Origin of the sequence: Herbiconiux sp. (genome assembly GCF_023264895.1) — a bacterium.
Classification (GTDB): Bacteria; Actinomycetota; Actinomycetes; order Actinomycetales; family Microbacteriaceae; genus Herbiconiux.
The window spans coordinates 64493-82398 of record NZ_JAHFUY010000016.1 but is presented as its reverse complement, the minus strand read 5'-3'; the positions used below and the strand labels follow the sequence as shown (position 1 = coordinate 82398).

The window sequence follows — 17906 nt, the reverse complement described above, 5'->3', positions numbered from 1 at the left end:
GCGGTCGGATCGGCCCTGACGCACGACGACGCCGGACCCGAGGAGGGGTCCGGCGCCGCCGAGCGTGGAGCGGTGCGCTTACTGGCAGGCCTCCAGGTTCTCGACCGCGGCGCTCAGCGTGGCCGGTCCGCCGAGGAGGGTGACGGTGCCGGCGCCGAGTGCCTCGATCTGCGCGAGGGTGTCGGCCGGCACGCACGAGCCGAGCACCGTGAACAGCGGGGCGTCGACCCGGGGGCCGAACGCCGAGCCGGACAGCGCATCCGGGAACTTCTCCCCCGTCGCCAGCAGCACCCGCGGGGCTTCGGTGAAGAAGTGCGCGTTGATCGAGCGCGAGGCCTCGTAGCGGTCGGCGCCGCCCAGGCGGACCGTGGCGGCGAGGGCCGAGGCCTCCGCCTGGATGCCCGCCGACACGGATGCCTCGCCACCGGCGATCGCGATCTCGGTCACCCCGAGGTCGGTGAGCAGCGCCTTCGTGGCCGGGTCGAGCGCGCCGTCGGTGCCCTTCACGAGGATGACCGGTCCGCTGCCGTCGAGGGCGGCTCCCGCCGAGAGAGCGTCGGCGAACTTCGTGCCCGCGGACAGCACCGCGGTGGGTGCGCCGTCGGGGAACGCGGCCGCCGCGATGTTCCGCGAGGCCTCGTACCGGTCGGCGCCACCGATCCGGGTGACCGATCCGAGCGCCGAGAGCGCCGACTCCACGGCCGGCGAGACCGTGGCGGGCCCACCGACGATCACGATCTCAGTGGCACCGAGCCGCGAGATCTCGGCCGAGACCGATGCGGGGAGGTTCGCGGCGGTGGTGAGCAGGATGGGCGCACCGGCCACGGTCGCCGCCGGCGCTGCCGACAGGGCATCCGGGAACACCGCACCGGACGCGATGTACACCGTGTCGGAACCCGACGGGAACCCGGCCTTCGACGTGTTGATCGCGACCTCGTAGCGGTCGGCTCCCGCGATGCGGTCGACGACGGGTGCGGGCTCCGGAGTGGGTGTGCCCTCGGTGCTCGGCGTGCCGAGCAGCGCGGGGGCCACCTTGACGTAGTCGACGTTCGGGGCGAAGCCGCCGTCGTTGCCGAGCACGATGTCGCCTGTGCCCGTGAGCTCCACCGGCACCGCGCGCTCCCAGAAGCTGTCCCAGGCGTAGGTGTAGCGGAACATCGCCGAGCCGACGACACCGGATGCGCCCTCGCTCACCTGCAGCCGGCGGTCGACCACCTGCGGGTTGTAGTCGTGCCGCCCTGACAGCTCGGCGTTGGAGAACGCCACGGTCACGTCGTAGAGGCCCGGCGCCTCGGTGCCCGCGGGGCGGCCGAGGTTCACCGTGTTCTCCGCACCGTTGCCGAGGTAGCCCACGTAGGCCAGTCCGGAGGCGTTGGTCCCCGTGCTGTCGGCGAGGGTCGCCGCGGCGGCGTCACCCGAGGTGGTGCCGCTCTCGGCCTCGATCTTCACCACGGCTGCGTCGGCGTCCGCCGCGCGGGTGGTGGTGAGCGAGCGCACGAGCGCGCCGTCCGGAGCCGTCAGCTCGAGCTCGTTGATGCCCTGAGTGAGGTGCACGCGAGCCGTGGAGGTCCACGATCCGCCCTCGGCAGCCGCGAGTGACGCGACGGTGCGGCTGTTCACCGCGAGGCCGAGCGTGGTGGCCGCCGCGCTGGTGTACTCCACCGCGACGTCGTAGTAACCCGACTCCCACGCGGTGGCGTAGAAGTCGATCCGCCCGTCGCCCTCGAGCGCCGCGGATCCCTTCGAGCCCTCGGTGCCGAAGTCGAGCGCGGCCGTGCCGGCGAGACGTGCCGCCGAGGCGGGGTAGCTCGTGGGCTCGCCGTCGGTGACATCGGTGAGTGTGAACTTGTCGAGCGTGATGTCGGAGTTCGGCAGCACGGTGGAGCCGTCGGCGGAGGCGCGGAGCGAGAGCGTGTGCTCGCCCGCGGTCAGCGACACCACGACCTCGGCGCTGCCGCGGTACTTCCACTTGCTCGTGCCGTTCAGGGCCAGGTCGGCCGTGTACTGCACGGTCGTGGGCTCGGTGGCGGCGTCGACGAAGAGGGCGTGCCTGCCCGGGGTGCCCGGGGCGCCGCCGACCACCTGGAAGCGGTACTCGCCGTCGCGCGGCACGGTCACGGTCCAGTCGGCCCGAGAGCGTGCGTTGTTGAAGCTCCCCACGTCGCGCGAACCCGAGGCGAGGAAGATCCAGCCGCCGTTGGAGAGCGGGTCCTGGTTGTAGACGGTGGCGGCGGTGAGGCGGGTGTTCTCGGCCTCGACGGACGTCGTCCACACCGGGTCGGTGGTCACCGCGCGGTCCTGATGCGGGGTGACGACCACCTGGTAGCCGGCGTAGCGGTCGTAGTTGGGGACCTCGACGGCGAGGGCGCCGTCTGCCACGGCCACACCCGAGAGTGCGGTGACGACACGCGGGTTCGCCGCCAGCCCCTCAGCTCCGCTGAGCGGTGCTTCGCGCACCTCGACGTCGACGGATCCGCCGAACGTCGCGGCGTCGAGCCCGTCGAGAGCCACGTTCACCGTCGAGGCGCCCGAGCCGCCGTAGAGCACGGTGGCGCGCCGGTCGTCGCGGTCGATCGCGGCGATGCCCTGCAGGGTGTCGACGGCGTCGAGCTCCGGAGGAGTGACCTCCGCGGTCTGGCTGCCCTCGAGGTCGCCGTACCACTTGAACATCCACCAGCCTCCGTTCGCTCCTGCAGCGCGAGCGGAGTTGTCGGAGAAGTTGCCCGCGTAGTTCCAGTAGGCGGTCTGGGCGTCGACCTTCGTGTCCTCGAAGATCGAGAACCACTGCACGAGCTGCCCGGGGACGGCCATGTCACGCAGCAGGCCGTACTCGGTGATGTTGATCTCGAGCGGCTCGATCCCGAGGCGCTCCTCCATGGCCCGGTACGCCGCGTAGTGACCGCGGTAGTCCTGCAGGCCGTAGATGCCGAGCTCGTGCCAGATGAAGTAGTCGGGCAGCGTCCCGGTCTCCTTCGCGAACTCCAGGAACACCTCGGAGCGGTCGGCGCGCCAGGCGGCGTCGCCCGGCCCTCCGATCACGGCCTCGCCGAGACCGTGCCGAGCGTAGACCTCCTGGATCGTGTCGTAGGCGGCCTCCCAGTCGGGCAGGAAGGTGGAGTTGAAGAAGTCCCAGTCGGCGTACCAGTTGCCGGCGTCGGGTTCGTTGAACGGGATGAAGACGTACTTCTCGGGGTGTGCCGACTGGGTGGCCACGGCCTCGGTGACGAACTCCACCACCTCGAGGTAGTCCCAGACGCCGTTCGGGGTCTCGGTGAACGTGCCGTCGGCCTGGTCGTAGCTGCGGGTGTCGCCGGGGCGCTGCCCGCCGTTGTAGGCCCAGTCGGGGTAGTAGTCCTGGATGTAGATGTCGAGCTGCGTGCCGTGCTTGGCGAAGAAGCCGTCCTCGATCTTCAGCGAATCGCCCGAGGGGTGCTGGGTGCCGTAAGGCGCCTTCTGCGAGGTGTTGGTGATGTGGGCGCCGTTCACGAGCGCCTGCGTGGGCACGCCGTCGTCGCCGAAGCCGTAGAGCGTGCCGGATGCGCCGCCGCGGAAGTCTCCGGTGGTCTCGGAGAAGTCGACGGCGAGGGTCTCGGTGGCGGCCGACGCGGGGGGAGGGCCGCTGGCCAGGACGAAGGTGGAGGCGAGGGCGATCGAGCACACGACCGCGGGGACGATTCTCTTCATGGAGGACTTCCTGATGGGTGAGCGGATGGAGTGAGAGGGCGACATTGCAGCGTCACTGACGGACCCGGACGAGACGAAGATAGCGCTTTCAAAAAGCGGGAACAAGAGTTCTGATAACGCTTTCAGAAATGTGACGTAAGACCTTGACCTCCATTCTGAAAGCGCTATCATCGTGTTCTGGCACCACGGTTCGGTGCCGTCCGCAACGTCGAGGAGTTCCGTGTCAGACAAGATCACCTGGGGTCACCGAGGATTCCAGCTCGCCTTCAGCCGCTCGCCGGACGCCCCCGTGGGGCTCGTCTCCGTGAGCCGCGACGGAGTCGTCACACACGTGCATTCGATGCCCGTCGCCGAGGTGCTCACGGCGGCCGATGGCCGGAGCCCCGCCTCCGATCGGCTGGCGCACACCGTCGTCGGAAGCCGACTGCGCTACGTCGAGCACGTCGAGGGGGAGACCGACGGTGCCAGCTGGCTCACCGTCACCCAGAAGGACGGCGGCATCGTCGTCTCGACCACGCTCGAGCAGCGCGCGGGGATCGCCGCCATGCGGGCCCGCACCGAGGTGCGGAACGACGGCGACGACGTCGTCGTGCTGCGCTCGGTCACGAGCTGGTCGGGCGGCTTCACGAGCAGCGAGCCCGCCGTCGACGCGCTCGCCGGCTGGGAGCGGGTCTCCGGCTCGAACGACTGGCTCGGCGAGGGGCGCTGGGTGCGCTCGGTGCTCCGCGGCCACGACCTGCCCGACCTCGCCGAGCACCTCACCGGGCACAACCCCCGCAGCGGGATCGAGGTCACCTCGGACGGCACCTGGTCGACCGGCAAGCACCTCCCCACCGCCTTCCTGGTGAACGACGAGCAGGAGCTCGCCTGGGCCTGGCAGGTCGAGCACAACGGCCCGTGGCGCTGGGAGATCGGCGAGGACACGACGGGGGGCTACATCGCGGCCTCGGGCCCCACCGAGACCGACTCCGGATGGACGCGCGTGCTCGGGCGGGGTGAGCGGTTCGAGTCGGTCCCCGTGGTCGTCGCCTTCGGCACGGCCTTCGAGGGGGTCGTGGCCGAGCTCACGGAGTTCCGCCGGAGCGCCCGCCGCCCGCACCCCGACAACGCCGCCATGCGCGTCGTCTTCAACGACTACATGAACACGCTCGACGGCGATCCCACCACCGAGAAGCTCCTGCCCCTCATCGAGGCGGCGGCCTCGATCGGCGCCGAGATCTTCTGCATCGACGCCGGCTGGTACGACGAGACCGGCGACTGGTGGGACAGCGTGGGCGAGTGGAAGCCCTCGACCACGCGTTTCCCGAACGGTCTCGGCGAGGTCATCGACGCCATCCGGGCCGCCGGAATGGCGCCGGGCCTCTGGCTCGAGCCCGAGGTGGTGGGGGTGCGGAGCCCTCTCGTCGGCGAGCTGCCGCTCGAGGCGTTCCTCCTCCGGCACGGCCAGCGCATCCGCGAGCACGACCGCTACCACCTCGACCTCCGGCACCCCGCGGCGGTCTCCCACCTCGATGCCGTCGTCGACCGTCTCGTGGCGGACTTCGGCGTCGAGTTCTTCAAGTTCGACTACAACATCGACCCGGGCGTCGGCACCGATCACGACTCCGACAGCCTCGGCGACGGCCTGCTGCAGCACAATCGCGCGCACCTCGGCTGGCTCGACGGCCTGCTCGACCGGCATCCCGGTCTCGTCATCGAGAACTGCTCCTCGGGAGCCATGCGCGCCGACTCCGCCATGCTGTCCCGACTCGCCATGCAGTCGACCTCCGATCAGCAGGACTTCGTGAAGTTCCCGCCCATCGCCGCGGCCGCGCCCCTCTCGATGACCCCGGAGCAGGCCGCGAGCTGGGCCTACCCGCAGCCCGAGATGAGCCAGGAGGAGGCCTCCTTCGCCCTCGTGACCGGGCTGCTCGGCCGCTACTACGTCTCGGGCTACATCAACCGGATGTCGGGGGAGAGCCGAGCGCTCACCGCCGAAGCGGTCGAGGCGGCCAAGACCCTCCGCGCCGAGATCCCCACCGCCACGCCCTCCTGGCCGCTCGGCCTCCCGGGGTGGAGCGACGCCTGGGTGGCTCTCGCCCTCCGTGGCCCGGCCGGGGGTGCCGGCGATCTCGTCTCGCTCTGGCGCCGCCCCGGTGCCGAGCCCGCCGTCCAGCTCTCCTTCCCCCACCTGATCGGTCACGACGTGACCGTCAGCACCGTCTTCCCCACCCGCCTCGAACCCTGGCCCACGGCCTGGGACAAGGCGACGGGAACCCTCAGCGTGTTCTCCGGCGACCACCCGATCGCCGCCCGCACGTTGCGCCTCCGCTCTCTCGACCCGAACGACTAGAGGCCTGCACCAGCCGCGATCACCCGGTCGCGTACCATCACAGAAAAATAGGAGCAATTCAATGAAGAACGCTTTGAAGGGCGCGGTGGTCCTCGCCGTCGCCGCGACGCTCACCCTCGCCGGGTGCTCCGACCCCGGCGCCGGTGGAGGCTCCTCCGAGCCCGCCGACTGGCCCGCTCAGGACGCCGATCTCTCCGGCACCTCCCTCACCATCTGGGCGGCCCAGAACTCCAACACCGTGCCCGACAGCGTCATCGCCGGCTTCGAGGAGCTCACGGGCGCCGAGGTCGAGGTCGTCACGATCCCCGACCCCTACGAGCAGGGCGTGCAGACCAAGGTGGCCACGGGAGACAAGCCCGACCTCGCCTTCTGGCAGCCGACCGCGTCGCAGCTCACCGCGCTCAACGCCCCGAGCAACCTGCAGCCGCTCGACGACGCACCCTGGCTCGACTCGTACGACCCCGCGCTCCGCGACATCACGGGGCTCCTCGACGACACCCGCTACGCGGCCCTCATCTCCACCCCGGCCGTGGAGGGCGTCTACTACAACAAGAAGGTGCTCGCCGACGCCGGCATCACCGAGCTGCCGACCGACTGGGACTCCTTCATCCAGACCGGCCGCGACCTGAAGGCCAAGGGCGTGACCCCGTTCTACGAGATGGGCGGCGACCGCTGGGCCACCCAGTGGTGGGTGCAGGTGCAGCTCGCGGATGCCGCGGCCGACGGACTCTGGGACAGGGTGAACGCGGGGGAGGAGACCTTCACCGACCCGACCATCCAGGGCGCGATCGACACCTACGACGGCCTCATCCAGGAGGGCCTGTTCAACTCCGACATCAAGACCGCGACGTTCGAGGACCAGGGCGACGCCCTGCTCGCCGGCGACGCCGCCTTCGTGGTGCAGGTGGGCTCGTTCTTCGGACAGCTGCAGGCCAAGGCCGACACCGCCGAGCTGAACGAGAACATCGGCTTCTTCCCCATCGCGCCCTCGGGCAACGTCGGCACGTTCATCCCCGACCAGAGCAACGCGCTCGTCGCCTTCAAGACCGGTGACGCCGCCAAGGAGGCCGGGGCCCGCCAGCTCCTCTCCTACTGGCTCGGCGACGGCTACCAGGACTTCGTGGACGACCAGGCCACGGTGTCGCTGCAGCCGGACGTGACCACGCCCGACTCGGTCCCGGATGCGCTCATCGCCTCGAGCGACGCGCTCGCCGACTCGGTGGGCTCGATGCAGGCCCTCGCCATCGCCAACCCCGACCTCTACATCTTCCTCGCCGACATGATCCAGGGCACGAAGACACCGGTCGAGGTCGCCGAGGCGACCCAGGCGCAGTTCGCCGAGCTCGCCAAAGCCCAGGGAGCCCCCGGCTTCTGATCCGCACGGCGGTGGTGCCGGCCCGAACCGGCACCACCGCCTCCGAAAGGCATCCCATCGTGACCACCAACCTCGGCCTCTCCCGCGGCGCCGCCCGCCTCGAGGGCATCCGCACCACCGGCACCAGGCGCCGGGCCCGCCAGGACCACCCGCTGTGGTTCCTCGTGCCGGCGCTCATCGTGCTGATCGTCTTCTTCTTCGTGCCGACCGTCTTCAACTTCGTCTACGCCTTCACCGACTGGTCGAGCTTCAAGTCGGCGATCAACTTCGTGGGCTTCGACAACTTCGTCACGCTGCTGAACAGCGGCACCCTGCTCACCGCGCTCCGCGTGACCCTCGTGTACGCGGTGCTGGTGGCGATCTTCCAGAACCTGTTCGGCCTCCTGCTCGCGCTGCTGCTCGAGCGCGACACCGCCGTCAACCGGGCCGTCCGCGTGGCGTTCTTCGTGCCCGTCATCATGTCGGCCCTCGCGGTGGGCTACATCTTCCAGGCCCTGCTGAAGCCCGATGGTGCCCTCAACGGCATCCTCTCGGCCGTCTCCGGCACGACGGTCGACACCGCTTGGCTCGGCGACACCACCTGGACCATCGTGGTCGTCGCCCTCATCCACTCGTGGAAGTGGATGGGGCTGTCGATGCTGATCTACCTCGCCGGCCTCAAGACCATCGACCAGGACATGCTCGAGGCGGCCCGCCTCGACGGCGCCGGCTACTGGGCGACCTTCTTCCGCATCAAGTTCCCGCTGCTCGCGCCGGCCGTGACCTTCAACGTGGCCACCGCGCTCCTGGGCTCCATGAACGGCTTCGACGTGGTGCAGGCCACCACCGAGGGCGGCCCTGGAGGCACAACGGAGCTGCTCAACATCTTCATCTTCCGCACCTTCGGGCAGGGCCTGTTCGCCCAGGCCACCACGATGAGCCTCATCCTCTTCCTCGTGGTCGCCATCCTCGCCTTCCCGGTCATCCGATTCCTTCGCAAGCGAGAGGACGTGCTCTGATGACCACGACAGCCCTCAACCGCCCGCCGCTCGTGCGGCGCATCCTGCAGCCGGTCGGCGCCGTCGTGGCAGCCGTCGTGCTGCTCGGCCTGCCGTTCTACCTCGTGGTCGTGACCGCTTCGAAGAACCAGGAGGAGGCGTTCAGCCCCGACCTGTCCCTGCCCGGGCAGTTCCAGCTGTTCGAGAACTTCGGCACCGTCTTCACCGACGGCCGCATGCTGCCGGCCTTCCTCGGCAGCCTGCTCGTCATGGTCCCGGCCGTGCTGGGCGTGCTCATCCTGGGGTCGATGGCCGCGTGGATCCTGGGCCGCCGAGGCGGCAAGGGTCTCGCCGTGCTCTACGCGCTCGCGATCAGCGGCATCATCCTGCCGCCCGCGGTCGTGACCGTGGTGCTGCTGCTGCGCCAGCTGGGCCTCGCCGGTACGGCCGTGGGCATGATCGGCGTCTACATGGGCATGTACCTCTCGACGGTGATCTTCTTCGTCACGGGCTTCGTGCGCACGATCCCGCCCGAGCTCGAGGAGGCCGCGCGCGTCGACGGCGCCTCACCGGTAAGGGTGTTCGTGAAGATCATCCTGCCGCTGCTCATGCCCGTGCTCGCGACCGCCACGATCCTGATCTGCCTCTACATCTGGAACGACGTGTTCTACGCGCTGTTCGTGGTGGGCGGGCGGCTCGACACGCTGCCGCTGAACCTGTTCCAGGTGGCCAGTGCGGGGCTCTATCTGCAGAACTGGCACCTGATCTTCGCCTACATCATCCTGATGAGCCTGCCGCTCCTGATCACCTTCATCGTGGCCCAGCGCAAGATCATCTCGGGCATCACCAGCGGTGCCGTCAAGTGAGCGTGTGAGCAAGATGCCCGGGCGGTGGCAACATAAGGGGATGAGCGAGCCGAGACGCCAGTCGACGATGGCCGACGTGGCCGAGCTCGCCGGGGTGTCGGTGCCGACGGTCTCGCGGGTGCTCTCGGGCGCCGCGAACGTGAGCCAGAAGCGCCGCGACAAGGTCATGGCCGCCATCGCCGAGCTGAACTTCCGGCCGAGCGCCGCCGCTCGCGTGCTGGCCTCGCGCAAGTCCGAGGTGGTCTCGATCGTGGCCGGCGACACCTCGAAGTACGGCTACGCCGAGACCATCCGGGGCATCGAGGAGGCCGCACGGGCGCACGGCTACACCGTGATGATCACGGTGGTCGAGACCACCGACGGCCCTGAGATCGACTCGGCCCTCGCCTCGACCATGTCGCAGCCGCTCGCCGGAGTGATCGTGCTCAAGTTCGACCCGCCCGGGGTGGCGGCGCTCAAGCGGATCCCCGGTGACATCCCCGTGGTGGCGCTGTCGGGCATCCGGGAGACGGGCGTGCACCAGGCGGTCATCGACGAGACGCGCGCGGGGGAGGAGCTCACCCGCTACCTGCTCGAGCAGGGGCACCGCACGGTCCACCACGTGCGGGTGCCGCCGTCCCGCCGGGAGGATGGCCGCACCACGGGCTGGCGCCGTGCCCTCCGCAAGGCCGAGCGCGAGATCCCGCCGCCACTCGACGCCTCGTGGGATCCGCAGTCCGGCCGCCGGATCGGTCACGCGCTCGCGGAGGACCCGGGCGTGACCGCCGTGTTCTGCGGCAACGACGAGATCGCGATGGGCGTCATCCGGGGCATCGCGGACCGCGGTCTGCGGGTGCCCGAGGACATCAGCGTGGCGGGCTTCGACAACCACCCGCTCTCGTCGCTCTGGAACCCCGAGCTCACCACGGCGAACCAGGACTTCGCGGGTCTCGGCGGCCGCGGCTTCCAGCTGCTCGTCTCCCAGCTGCGCGGAGAGGCCGGCCCTCGGTTCTCCTCGGACCGCCCCGAGATCATCGTCCGTGCCAGCACGGCGGCTCCGAACGCCGCCCGAGGCTCGGTGGCCGAGCGCGACGAAGCCGTCTGACGCCTCCGCAGTGCCGCGCGTCGCCCTAAACTCGCACGCATGGACAGCGACTCCGTGGGCACCATCATCTGGATCGTGTCGTTCGTCGTCGTCACCGTGGCGGTGACCGGGCTCGCCGGTCGCGTGGGGTGGTCGGCGCCGATCGTGCTCGTGATCGTGGGCGCCGGGGTGTCGTTCATCCCGGGGGTGCCGGCGATCACCGTCGAGCCCGACCTCATCCTCTACGGGCTCCTGCCGCCGCTCCTGTTCGCCGCGGCCATCCGCACCTCGTTCGCCGACGTGCGGGCCAGGCGCGACGGCATCCTGCTGCTCTCCGTGGGACTGGTCGCGTTCACGGTCGTGACCGTCGGCCTCACCGCCTGGCTCGTGGTGCCCGCCATCTCGCTGGCCGCCGCCTTCGCCTTCGGCGCGGTCGTGGCACCGACGGATGCGGTGGCCGTCACGGCGATCGCGGGCCGGCTCAAGCTGCCGCGCCGGCTCGTGACGGTGCTCGAGGGCGAGAGCCTGCTCAACGACGCGACGGCCCTCGTGGCCCTCAACGCGGCGATCGCGGCCATCGTGAGCGCATCGGCCCCGCAGAGCGAGCCGCTCACCCCCTGGTCGATCGTGCTCGAGTTCGTGGTCGCCGTGGTGGTGGGCGTGGGCTTCGGGCTGCTCGTGGGCGTCGTGCTCGGCTTCATCCGCAAGCAGCTCACCTCGCCCGTGCTCGACACCAGCCTCTCGCTCGTCACCCCGTTCGTCGCCTTCATCCCGGCTCAGCTGCTGCACGGATCGGGTGTGCTCGCGGTGGTGGTGGCCGGCCTCTTCCTCGGCTTCCGCGCCCCCGTCATCCAGACCGCGCAGGCCCGCATCGCCGAGGCGCTGAACTGGCGCACCATCCAGTTCCTGCTCGAGAACGCGGTGTTCCTCTTCATCGGGCTGAGCCTCTCCGGCATCCTCGTGGGGGCGCTCGAAGACGGCCCGGGCCTCTGGCCCACGGTCGGCATCTCGGTCGTGCTGCTGCTCGCCGTCTTCCTCTCCCGGTTCGTCTGGATGATGATCACGACCTCGATCTACCGCTTCGGGCCGCAGTGGCTGCGCGAGCGGGGCTGGAGCTGGCGCAACGGCATCGCGGTGTCGGTGGCAGGCATCCGGGGCGTCGTGACGCTCGCCGCCGTCTTCCTGCTTCCCGAGGAGACCCCGGGGAGGGCGTTCCTGCAGTTCCTCGCGTTCGTGATCGTGGTGGGGACGCTCCTCGGCGGAGCGTTCCTGCCCTTCGTCATCCGGCGGCTCAAGCTGCCGCCGCCCGACTTCAGCCAGGAGGCCACCGAGGTGCACCAGCTGCTCGCCGAGGCCCAGAGCGCGGGCCTTCAGCGCCTCGACGACGAGGGCACCGAGACCGTCGATCCGCGCGTGGTCGACCGCCTCAAGCTCAACGCGCGCTTCCTCGGCGACACCCTCGAGAATCCGGGCGACGAGACGGCCGAGCCCGCCCCGAAGTCGTACAACCGGCTGCGGCGGCTCATGCTCGAAGCCGAGCGCAACGCGGTGCTCACCGCCCGTGCCGAGGGGCGCTACCAGGAGCGCTCGGTGCGGCGCGTGCTCGCCAAGATCGACGTCGAGGAGACGGAGCTCGACGTGGCGAAGCCCGAGCGGCCGAGCGGCGGAACCCGCTAGCGGTTCGCCAGGAACTCCTCCACGAAGGCGGCCGTGTCGTGCCAGCCCTCGACCGCGTGGGTCGTCACGCCCATCGCCTTCACGGGGTAGTCGTTGCCGCCCTCGTCGAGGCGGTCGCCCACGAAGAGCATGGCGTCGAGGGGGATGCTGGTGAGCTCGGCGAGGCGGTTCATGCCGTAGGCCTTGTCGATGCCCTCGCGCGTGATGTCGACCGAGGTCGAGCCGCCCGAGCGCACTTCGAGGTCGGGCAGCAGGGGGGCCACGGCGGCGCGCAGCGACTCCTTCTTGGCGCCCGTCGGATCCCACGCCGACTTCGCGTCGATGGGCGCCTGCTGGCCGAGGGCCGAGAAGGTGATCTGCGAGCCGCGGTCCTCGAGCACGGGGCCCCAGGTCTCGGTCTCCCAGAGGCCGAGCTCCTTGGCGGAGGCGACGAGCGCCTCCTGGGCCCGCGTCTTCTGGTCGTCGGTGAGGTTCTCGGCGTAGACCTGCTGCCACTCGCCGCCCTCGTGCCGGTAGTACTGCGTGCCGCAGGTGGGCATGAGGTGCAGGCGCTCGAGGTTCTCCGCCGTCTGCGGCAGGTTCGCCACGAGCTGGGTCTGGAACTGCCCGAACTGGCCCCCGGAGATGACGCACACCTCGACGGCGTCGAGCAGGCGCACCAGGAGCTCGGCCATGCGCGGATCGAGCGGCGCCTTCGACGGCGCGAGGGTGTCGTCGAGGTCGAATGCGACCAGGCGGACTTCAGCCAAGGGGTTCCTCCTTCGAGGGCGGGGGAGCGGAACCTCGATTGTGACAGATCGAGACGCCCGCGAGGATCAGGAGCAGGGCGCCCACGGCCGTGGCGGTGCGGATCGGGTGCGGGTGAGCCCCCGTCGCGGCGAGCGGATCGGCGGCCCCGTGCCGCGGAGAGCCGGATGCCGTCACGACGATCCGCGGATGCGCGGTGAGCCGCTGGGTGGAGTCGTCGGCCGTCGCGGGCAGCGTTAAGCGCACGCGCAGCTCGGCGGTCTCGCCCGGGGCCGGTGCGGGCGGGGTGATGCTGGTCGAGATCTCGAGCGCCTGCCAGAGCTCGCCGGCGCGGTCGTCGTCGCCACCGTCGCTGTCGATGACGTCGACCTGCAGGCGCGCCGCGTGCGGTGCGCGCAGCTGCAGGGCGACCTCGAACGACGCGCCGGGTGCGAAGACGAAGCCGGGTGGAAAGGGGTCGAGTTCGAGAGTCGGGGCCCAGGTCTCGCCGTCGAGGCTGACCTCGACGAGATCCGACGGTGCAGGTGCGGCGGCGGCGAGATCAGCACCGAGACCCGCGAGAGCCGCGAGTGCCGTCAGCGCCGCAGTCGCAGCGAGCACCCCGACCGCCCGCCTCATGGCGCGCTCCGGCCGCGCAGTCGCCGCCGCGCCGCCTGGATCCACACGACGGCCGCGTAGAGAAGCAGGGCGCCCGCCGCGAGGCCGACCCCGAGCATCCGCTGCTCGCCGGTGAGCCAGACGTTGACGTGGCCGAGCAGGGGCAGGTGGTACCAGAGCACCCCGCGAAGCTGCTCCGGCCGCACCGGCTCGGGATAGTCGGCCGAATTGGCGTCGCCGCGGAAGACGAAGCTGCGCTCGCCGTGGCCGTCGACCCGCACGGCGGCCACCCGGTGTGTGGCGACCGCCGGCCGGCCGGACTCGAGCTGGTAGGCGGCCACCTGGCCGACCCGGATCGACGCCGGATCGGCCGGGGCCATCACCACCAGTTCGCCGGGCGGGAGCGTGGGCTGCATCGACCCCGTCAGCACCGTGTACGGCGTGCTGCCGGAGACTCTCGGCACCACCACGACGGCGGCGAGGACGCCGACCGCGGTGAAGAGGAGGAGCCACGACGAGATCCGCCCCGCCCAGCTCGCCCAGCCGACCGCTCGGCGCCTCATCGTCAGGGGTTCTGCGTGAGGGTGAACTCGAAGTCGCCGAGGTTGAGGTCGGCGTCCATGCCCTCCCCGTACGGCGTCTCCGGATCGAACGTGAACACGAGCTGCACGGGGAGCATCCGGTACTCCTCGACCGGGCCGAGGTCGTAGCTCAGCTCGGTGGTGAGGGTGTCGTCGACCAGGAAGTCGACGGTCAGGTAGGGCAAGAGGTCGCCGCCGATGTCGGCGGTGTCGGCGGTGAGAGTGGCTTCGAGGTTGCGCCCTTCGCCCGTGACCACGGCCTCCGCGGTGTAGCGGATGACGTCGCCGGGCACGATTTTGTCGACCGCCGGGTCGAAGGGCTCGGCGACGGCTCCCGTGACATCGGTCCAGGTCGCGTTCTGCACGTCGAGGGCGAGGTGGCCCGAGCTGATCGTGCCCTCCGCCACGGTGGCGGAGCTCGACCAGTAGGCGAGCGTGCCGAGGCCGCTCGTGAGGAGCACGGCGGCGGCACCCGCCGCGATCGCACCCTTGGTGACTGCATTCATGATGATCCCGTTTCTTCTCGGAAGAACCGGGCGTTCGGCTGAGCGCCCTTACCTCTCGGAGAATAGATGAGAAATCATCGACTTAGCCATACCCCCGTTTGGGTGGGGCGGAGGTGGAACGGGTGCTGCAGGGGTGAAGCGGTGGGACGGGGCGGAGAGGGAGCGCTGGGCGTCAGCGGAAGGCGATGACCGCGTCGCCCCACGCGCGGCGGATCTCGGGGTCGGGATCGTCGACCACCGTGCCGCGGGCGTCGAAGACGAGGGTGCTGCGGGTGGTCTCGTCGTAGAGCGGCCACGTCTCGCCGCCCTCGACCTCGGGCTCGCCCGAGTGCGCGAAGGCCGCCCAGCGACCGCGGATCTCGGTCGAGAGCCGGCGCGCCGCTTTCAGCCCGCCGAGGTCGAAGCTCGGATCCTTCTTCGCGATGTCCAGGGTGCCGAACACGTAGGCGATCTCGGCGCCGTGGGTGGCGCCGATGCCGAGCAGGCGCAGCATGGCGGGCGCGTGGTCGAAGCGGTACATGCGGGTGGGGGCGACCCGGCTGTGCGCGGCCGCCAGCCAGATGGAGGGCATGCGGAAGCCGGCGTCGCGTGAGAGCTCGGCGGGGCTGCCGTGGCGGGGGAAGCGCGGGTAGGCGGCCTCGATGCGCGCCTCGAGATCGACGGAGACCGCGGCGCTGCCGGACTCGGCGCTGCCGGAGTGGATGCTGCCGGCCTCGGCGGTCGCCGCTTCGGCCGCGACGGCGGTGGCGAGGTCGGGCCGCTCGGCGAGGATGGCCTCGAACATCGCGTGCACCGAGGACTGCGTGATGGGCATGAGCGGCGACTTCATGAGCTTGAACAGCGACGCCTCGTCGTGGTTGGTGCCGATGACGAGCGGCACCCGCAGCTGCCGGCCCTCGCGGAAGGCGTCGACCGGATGCTCCGGCACGAGCACGCCGTCGACCACGGGGGCGATGGCGAGCGTGCCGGGTGCCTCGGCCGAGACGGCCGCCACGAGGTCGAACGCCGCCTGGCTGAGCACGTCGGGCTCGAGCTCGCGCAACCGGCCGGCCTCGGCGGGCTCGAGGCCCACGAGCCGCAGGAAGCGGCCCGCGACGGTCGCGGCCCGCTCGGCGTCGGAGACCGAGGTGGCCGGCGAGCTCTCGGCGATCGCGCGGTGGAACAGGCCCTCCGCGGTCGGCGTCGCGAGCAGGGTGGTGACGCATCCGCCGCCCGCCGACTCGCCGAACAGCGTCACCGAGCCGGGGTCGCCGCCGAAAGCCGCGATGTTCTCCTGCACCCAGGCGAGCCCCGCGAGGATGTCGTGCAGCCCCAGGTTCGCCTCGAACGCCTCCGGAGAATCAGAGGACCCCGAGAAGCTCGAGAAGTCGAGGAACCCGAGCGCGCCGAGCCGGTAGTTCAGGCTCACGACCACCACGCGGCCCTCCGCGGCGAGCTGCGACGGCTCGAAGAGGGGCTGGGCGCTCGAGCCGGCGACGTACGCGCCGCCGTGCACCCAGACCATCACCGGATGCGGGCCCTCGGCATCCGGAGCCGTCACGTTCAGGGTGAGGCAGTCCTCCGACTGCGTGACGCCCGGCGGGAGCGTGATGGCCTTGTTCTCGTGCTGCGGAGCCGCGTGCCCGAAGGCCGAGGCGTCGCGCACACCCTCCCACGGCGGTGCCGGCTGCGGGCGGCGGAAGCGCAGCGCGCCCACCGGCGCGGCCGCGTAGGGGATGCCGCGCCAGTGCCGCACGGAGCCGGTGGCGCCGGCCCCCGCCGCCCCTGCCCGGTGCTCTCCGGCGACCCCGCGCACGGCTCCGGATGCGGTCTCGACGACGAGCGGATCACCCTCGGTGTGCGGCATGACGCCACTGTAGCGATTGAATGGGTGGGTGGACCATGCCTCGATCGACCTCCTCCGCGACGACCTCACCCGAGCCCGCTACCGGGTGGAGGTGCTCGACGACCTCTGGGGCGCGGAGGCCGCCGCCGCCCTCTTCCGGGGCCGCACCCTCCCCGCCCGGCGCGTGCTCGCCGAGCGCGAGCGGCAGGCGGAACGTGCGGGCGAGGCGACGGCCGCCGATCCGGTCGTCGCGCTCGCACGCCTCTTCGTGCTCGGCCAGCAGGTCAGCCGGGAGGAGCTCGACGCCTCTCTGCCCGGGCTCACGGCTGAGGGCGCCGAGAGGCTCGGCCTCGTGGGCGAGGGCTCGGCCCCGGGCCTCCTGGCCGCGCGCCTCGACCTCCGCCCCTACGGCTTCGTCGACTCGCTCGGCGCCGGCAGCTGGTGGATCGTCTCCGACCTCGGCGAGGCCGCGCTCGGGCGCGCACTCGACGAGGACCACGTGCTCGGCATCGGCGGGGCCACCACCACGCTCTCGGGCCTCATGATCCCCACGCCCGCCGACTCCGTGCTCGACCTCGGAACCGGCTGCGGCATCCAGGCCATGCACGCCTCGCGGTTCGCCCGCAGGGTCGTCGCCACCGACATCTCCGAGCGAGCCCTCGAGATCGCCGCGCTGAACGCCCGCCTCAACGGCATCGACTCGATCGAGTTCCGCTTCGGCAGCCTGTTCGAGCCCGTGGCGGGGGAGCGGTTCGACCGCATCGTGTCGAACCCGCCGTTCGTCATCACCCCCCGCACCGAGGGGGTGCCGCTCTACGAGTACCGCGACGGCGGGCTCGAGGGCGACGCGATTGTGGAGACCGTCGTGCGCGGTGCCGCGGAGCACCTCGCTCCGGGCGGCATCCTGCAGATGCTCGGCAACTGGGAGTATCGCGAGGGGCGGGACGGCGACGCGATCGACGGCCTCGCGCGGGTGCGCTCGTGGGTCGAGGGCGGCTCGGGGCTCGACGCCTGGGTGATCGAGCGCGAGCAGCAGAGCGCGGCCCTCTACGCCGAGACGTGGATCCGCGACGGCGGCACGAAGCCCGGCAGCGAGCGCTTCGAGGAGCTCTACGCCGCCTGGCTCGACGACTTCGAGGCGCGAGGCGTGGGCGCGGTCGGCTTCGGCTACCTCCTGCTCCGCCGACCGCGCGAGAGCAGCCCCACCCTCGCCCGCTACGAGCGGCTCGAGTCTGGGCTCGGCGACAACCCCGCGGGGCTCGGCGACCACCTCGCCCGCTGCCTCGCCGGCCACGACTGGGAGGTGCACCGCGACCTCGACGCGCTGCTCCGGTCGACCCTCGTCTACGCCTCCGACGTCACCGAGGAGCGGCACTACTGGCCGGGCCACGAGGATCCGGTGGTGATGGCCCTCCTGCAGGGCGGCGGGTTCGGCCGGCGGGTGGCGCTCGACACCGGCCTCGCCGCCTTCGTGGGCGCGTGCGACGGCGACCTCGCCGTGGGCCCGATCGTCGACGCGATCGCCGACGTGCTGAGCGTCGATGCCGGGGCGCTGCGGGCCGAGCTCGTGCCGCGCATCCGCTCGCTCGTCGACGACGGGTTCCTGCTGCCCGCTTGAGCCTGAGCCTGCTGGGTTCGTGTCGGCTGCATCCGTGCCCGCGCTGGACGCCGCCCGT

The 17906-nt window shown here is 71.1% G+C and carries 13 protein-coding genes; 7 read left to right on the top strand and 6 right to left on the bottom strand.

Annotation, left to right across the window (positions count from 1 at the left end):
- Nucleotides 1-78 precede the first annotated feature (78 nt).
- On the bottom strand, nucleotides 79-3684 hold the full coding sequence (locus Q0D57_RS01750; protein WP_291037141.1) for a cell wall-binding repeat-containing protein: 3606 nt from the start codon (nucleotides 3682-3684) through the stop codon (nucleotides 79-81).
- A 220-nt stretch (nucleotides 3685-3904) separates the two neighbouring features.
- On the opposite strand from Q0D57_RS01750, the gene Q0D57_RS01745 reads away from it, so the two are divergent.
- The 6 genes from Q0D57_RS01745 (at nucleotide 3905) to Q0D57_RS01720 (ending at nucleotide 11974) form a co-directional block, all read left to right on the top strand.
- Nucleotides 3905-6016: a glycoside hydrolase family 36 protein gene (locus Q0D57_RS01745; protein WP_291037138.1), complete on the top strand. Its 2112-nt coding sequence runs from the start codon at nucleotides 3905-3907 to the stop codon at nucleotides 6014-6016.
- 61 nt (nucleotides 6017-6077) lie between these two features.
- Nucleotides 6078-7391 carry an extracellular solute-binding protein gene (locus tag Q0D57_RS01740; RefSeq protein WP_291037135.1) on the top strand — a complete coding sequence of 438 codons (1314 nt, stop codon included), beginning with the start codon at nucleotides 6078-6080 and terminating at the stop codon, nucleotides 7389-7391.
- A 59-nt stretch (nucleotides 7392-7450) separates the two neighbouring features.
- On the top strand, nucleotides 7451-8389 hold the full coding sequence (locus Q0D57_RS01735; RefSeq protein WP_291037132.1) for a sugar ABC transporter permease: 939 nt from the start codon (nucleotides 7451-7453) through the stop codon (nucleotides 8387-8389).
- Nucleotides 8389-9234 carry a carbohydrate ABC transporter permease gene (locus Q0D57_RS01730; protein ID WP_291037129.1) on the top strand — a complete coding sequence of 282 codons (846 nt, stop codon included), beginning with the start codon at nucleotides 8389-8391 and terminating at the stop codon, nucleotides 9232-9234. Before Q0D57_RS01735 ends, Q0D57_RS01730 begins: the two co-directional genes overlap by 1 nt.
- A gap of 40 nt (nucleotides 9235-9274) precedes the next feature.
- Entirely contained in the window at nucleotides 9275-10318 is a 1044-nt protein-coding gene (locus Q0D57_RS01725; RefSeq protein WP_291037127.1) for a LacI family DNA-binding transcriptional regulator, read from the top strand.
- A gap of 39 nt (nucleotides 10319-10357) precedes the next feature.
- Nucleotides 10358-11974: a cation:proton antiporter gene (locus Q0D57_RS01720; protein WP_291037124.1), complete on the top strand. Its 1617-nt coding sequence runs from the start codon at nucleotides 10358-10360 to the stop codon at nucleotides 11972-11974.
- On the opposite strand, the gene Q0D57_RS01715 is transcribed toward Q0D57_RS01720, so the two are convergent.
- The 5 genes from Q0D57_RS01715 to Q0D57_RS01695 form a co-directional block, all read right to left on the bottom strand.
- A complete protein-coding gene (locus Q0D57_RS01715; protein WP_291037122.1) occupies nucleotides 11971-12723 on the bottom strand; it encodes an HAD-IIB family hydrolase in 753 nt (250 codons plus the stop codon). The genes Q0D57_RS01720 and Q0D57_RS01715 overlap by 4 nt on opposite strands.
- Nucleotides 12716-13339: a hypothetical protein gene (locus Q0D57_RS01710; RefSeq protein ID WP_291037119.1), complete on the bottom strand. Its 624-nt coding sequence runs from the start codon at nucleotides 13337-13339 to the stop codon at nucleotides 12716-12718. Before Q0D57_RS01710 ends, Q0D57_RS01715 begins: the two co-directional genes overlap by 8 nt.
- Entirely contained in the window at nucleotides 13336-13881 is a 546-nt protein-coding gene (locus Q0D57_RS01705) for a signal peptidase I (protein WP_291037116.1), read from the bottom strand. The genes Q0D57_RS01710 and Q0D57_RS01705 overlap by 4 nt, the downstream gene beginning before the upstream one ends.
- Nucleotides 13882-13883: 2 nt before the next feature.
- The gene (locus tag Q0D57_RS01700) at nucleotides 13884-14405 is read right to left on the bottom strand and encodes an alternate-type signal peptide domain-containing protein (RefSeq protein ID WP_291037113.1); all 522 of its coding nucleotides are present in this window, start codon (nucleotides 14403-14405) and stop codon (nucleotides 13884-13886) included.
- Between the two features lie 172 nt (nucleotides 14406-14577).
- Nucleotides 14578-16251 (bottom strand): carboxylesterase/lipase family protein, encoded by a 1674-nt coding sequence (locus tag Q0D57_RS01695; RefSeq protein WP_291037110.1) that lies wholly within the window; start codon nucleotides 16249-16251, stop codon nucleotides 14578-14580.
- A 28-nt stretch (nucleotides 16252-16279) separates the two neighbouring features.
- On the opposite strand from Q0D57_RS01695, the gene Q0D57_RS01690 reads away from it, so the two are divergent.
- Nucleotides 16280-17848, top strand: coding sequence for a methyltransferase (locus tag Q0D57_RS01690; RefSeq protein WP_291037107.1), 1569 nt, complete (start codon nucleotides 16280-16282; stop codon nucleotides 17846-17848).
- Nucleotides 17849-17906 lie beyond the last annotated feature (58 nt).

Bases quoted from the DNA above. Each gene is read 5' to 3' on its own strand.
- Q0D57_RS01750 (WP_291037141.1), bottom strand. From the start codon at position 3,684: ATGAAGAGAATCGTCCCCGCGGTCGTGTGCTCGATCGCCCTCGCCTCC.
- Q0D57_RS01740 (WP_291037135.1), top strand. From the start codon at position 6,078: ATGAAGAACGCTTTGAAGGGCGCGGTGGTCCTCGCCGTCGCCGCGACG.
- Q0D57_RS01730 (WP_291037129.1), top strand. From the start codon at position 8,389: ATGACCACGACAGCCCTCAACCGCCCGCCGCTCGTGCGGCGCATCCTG.
- Q0D57_RS01725 (WP_291037127.1), top strand. From the start codon at position 9,275: ATGAGCGAGCCGAGACGCCAGTCGACGATGGCCGACGTGGCCGAGCTC.
- Q0D57_RS01720 (WP_291037124.1), top strand. From the start codon at position 10,358: ATGGACAGCGACTCCGTGGGCACCATCATCTGGATCGTGTCGTTCGTC.
- Q0D57_RS01710 (WP_291037119.1), bottom strand. From the start codon at position 13,339: ATGAGGCGGGCGGTCGGGGTGCTCGCTGCGACTGCGGCGCTGACGGCA.
- Q0D57_RS01705 (WP_291037116.1), bottom strand. From the start codon at position 13,881: ATGAGGCGCCGAGCGGTCGGCTGGGCGAGCTGGGCGGGGCGGATCTCG.
- Q0D57_RS01700 (WP_291037113.1), bottom strand. From the start codon at position 14,405: ATGAATGCAGTCACCAAGGGTGCGATCGCGGCGGGTGCCGCCGCCGTG.
- Q0D57_RS01695 (WP_291037110.1), bottom strand. From the start codon at position 16,251: ATGCCGCACACCGAGGGTGATCCGCTCGTCGTCGAGACCGCATCCGGA.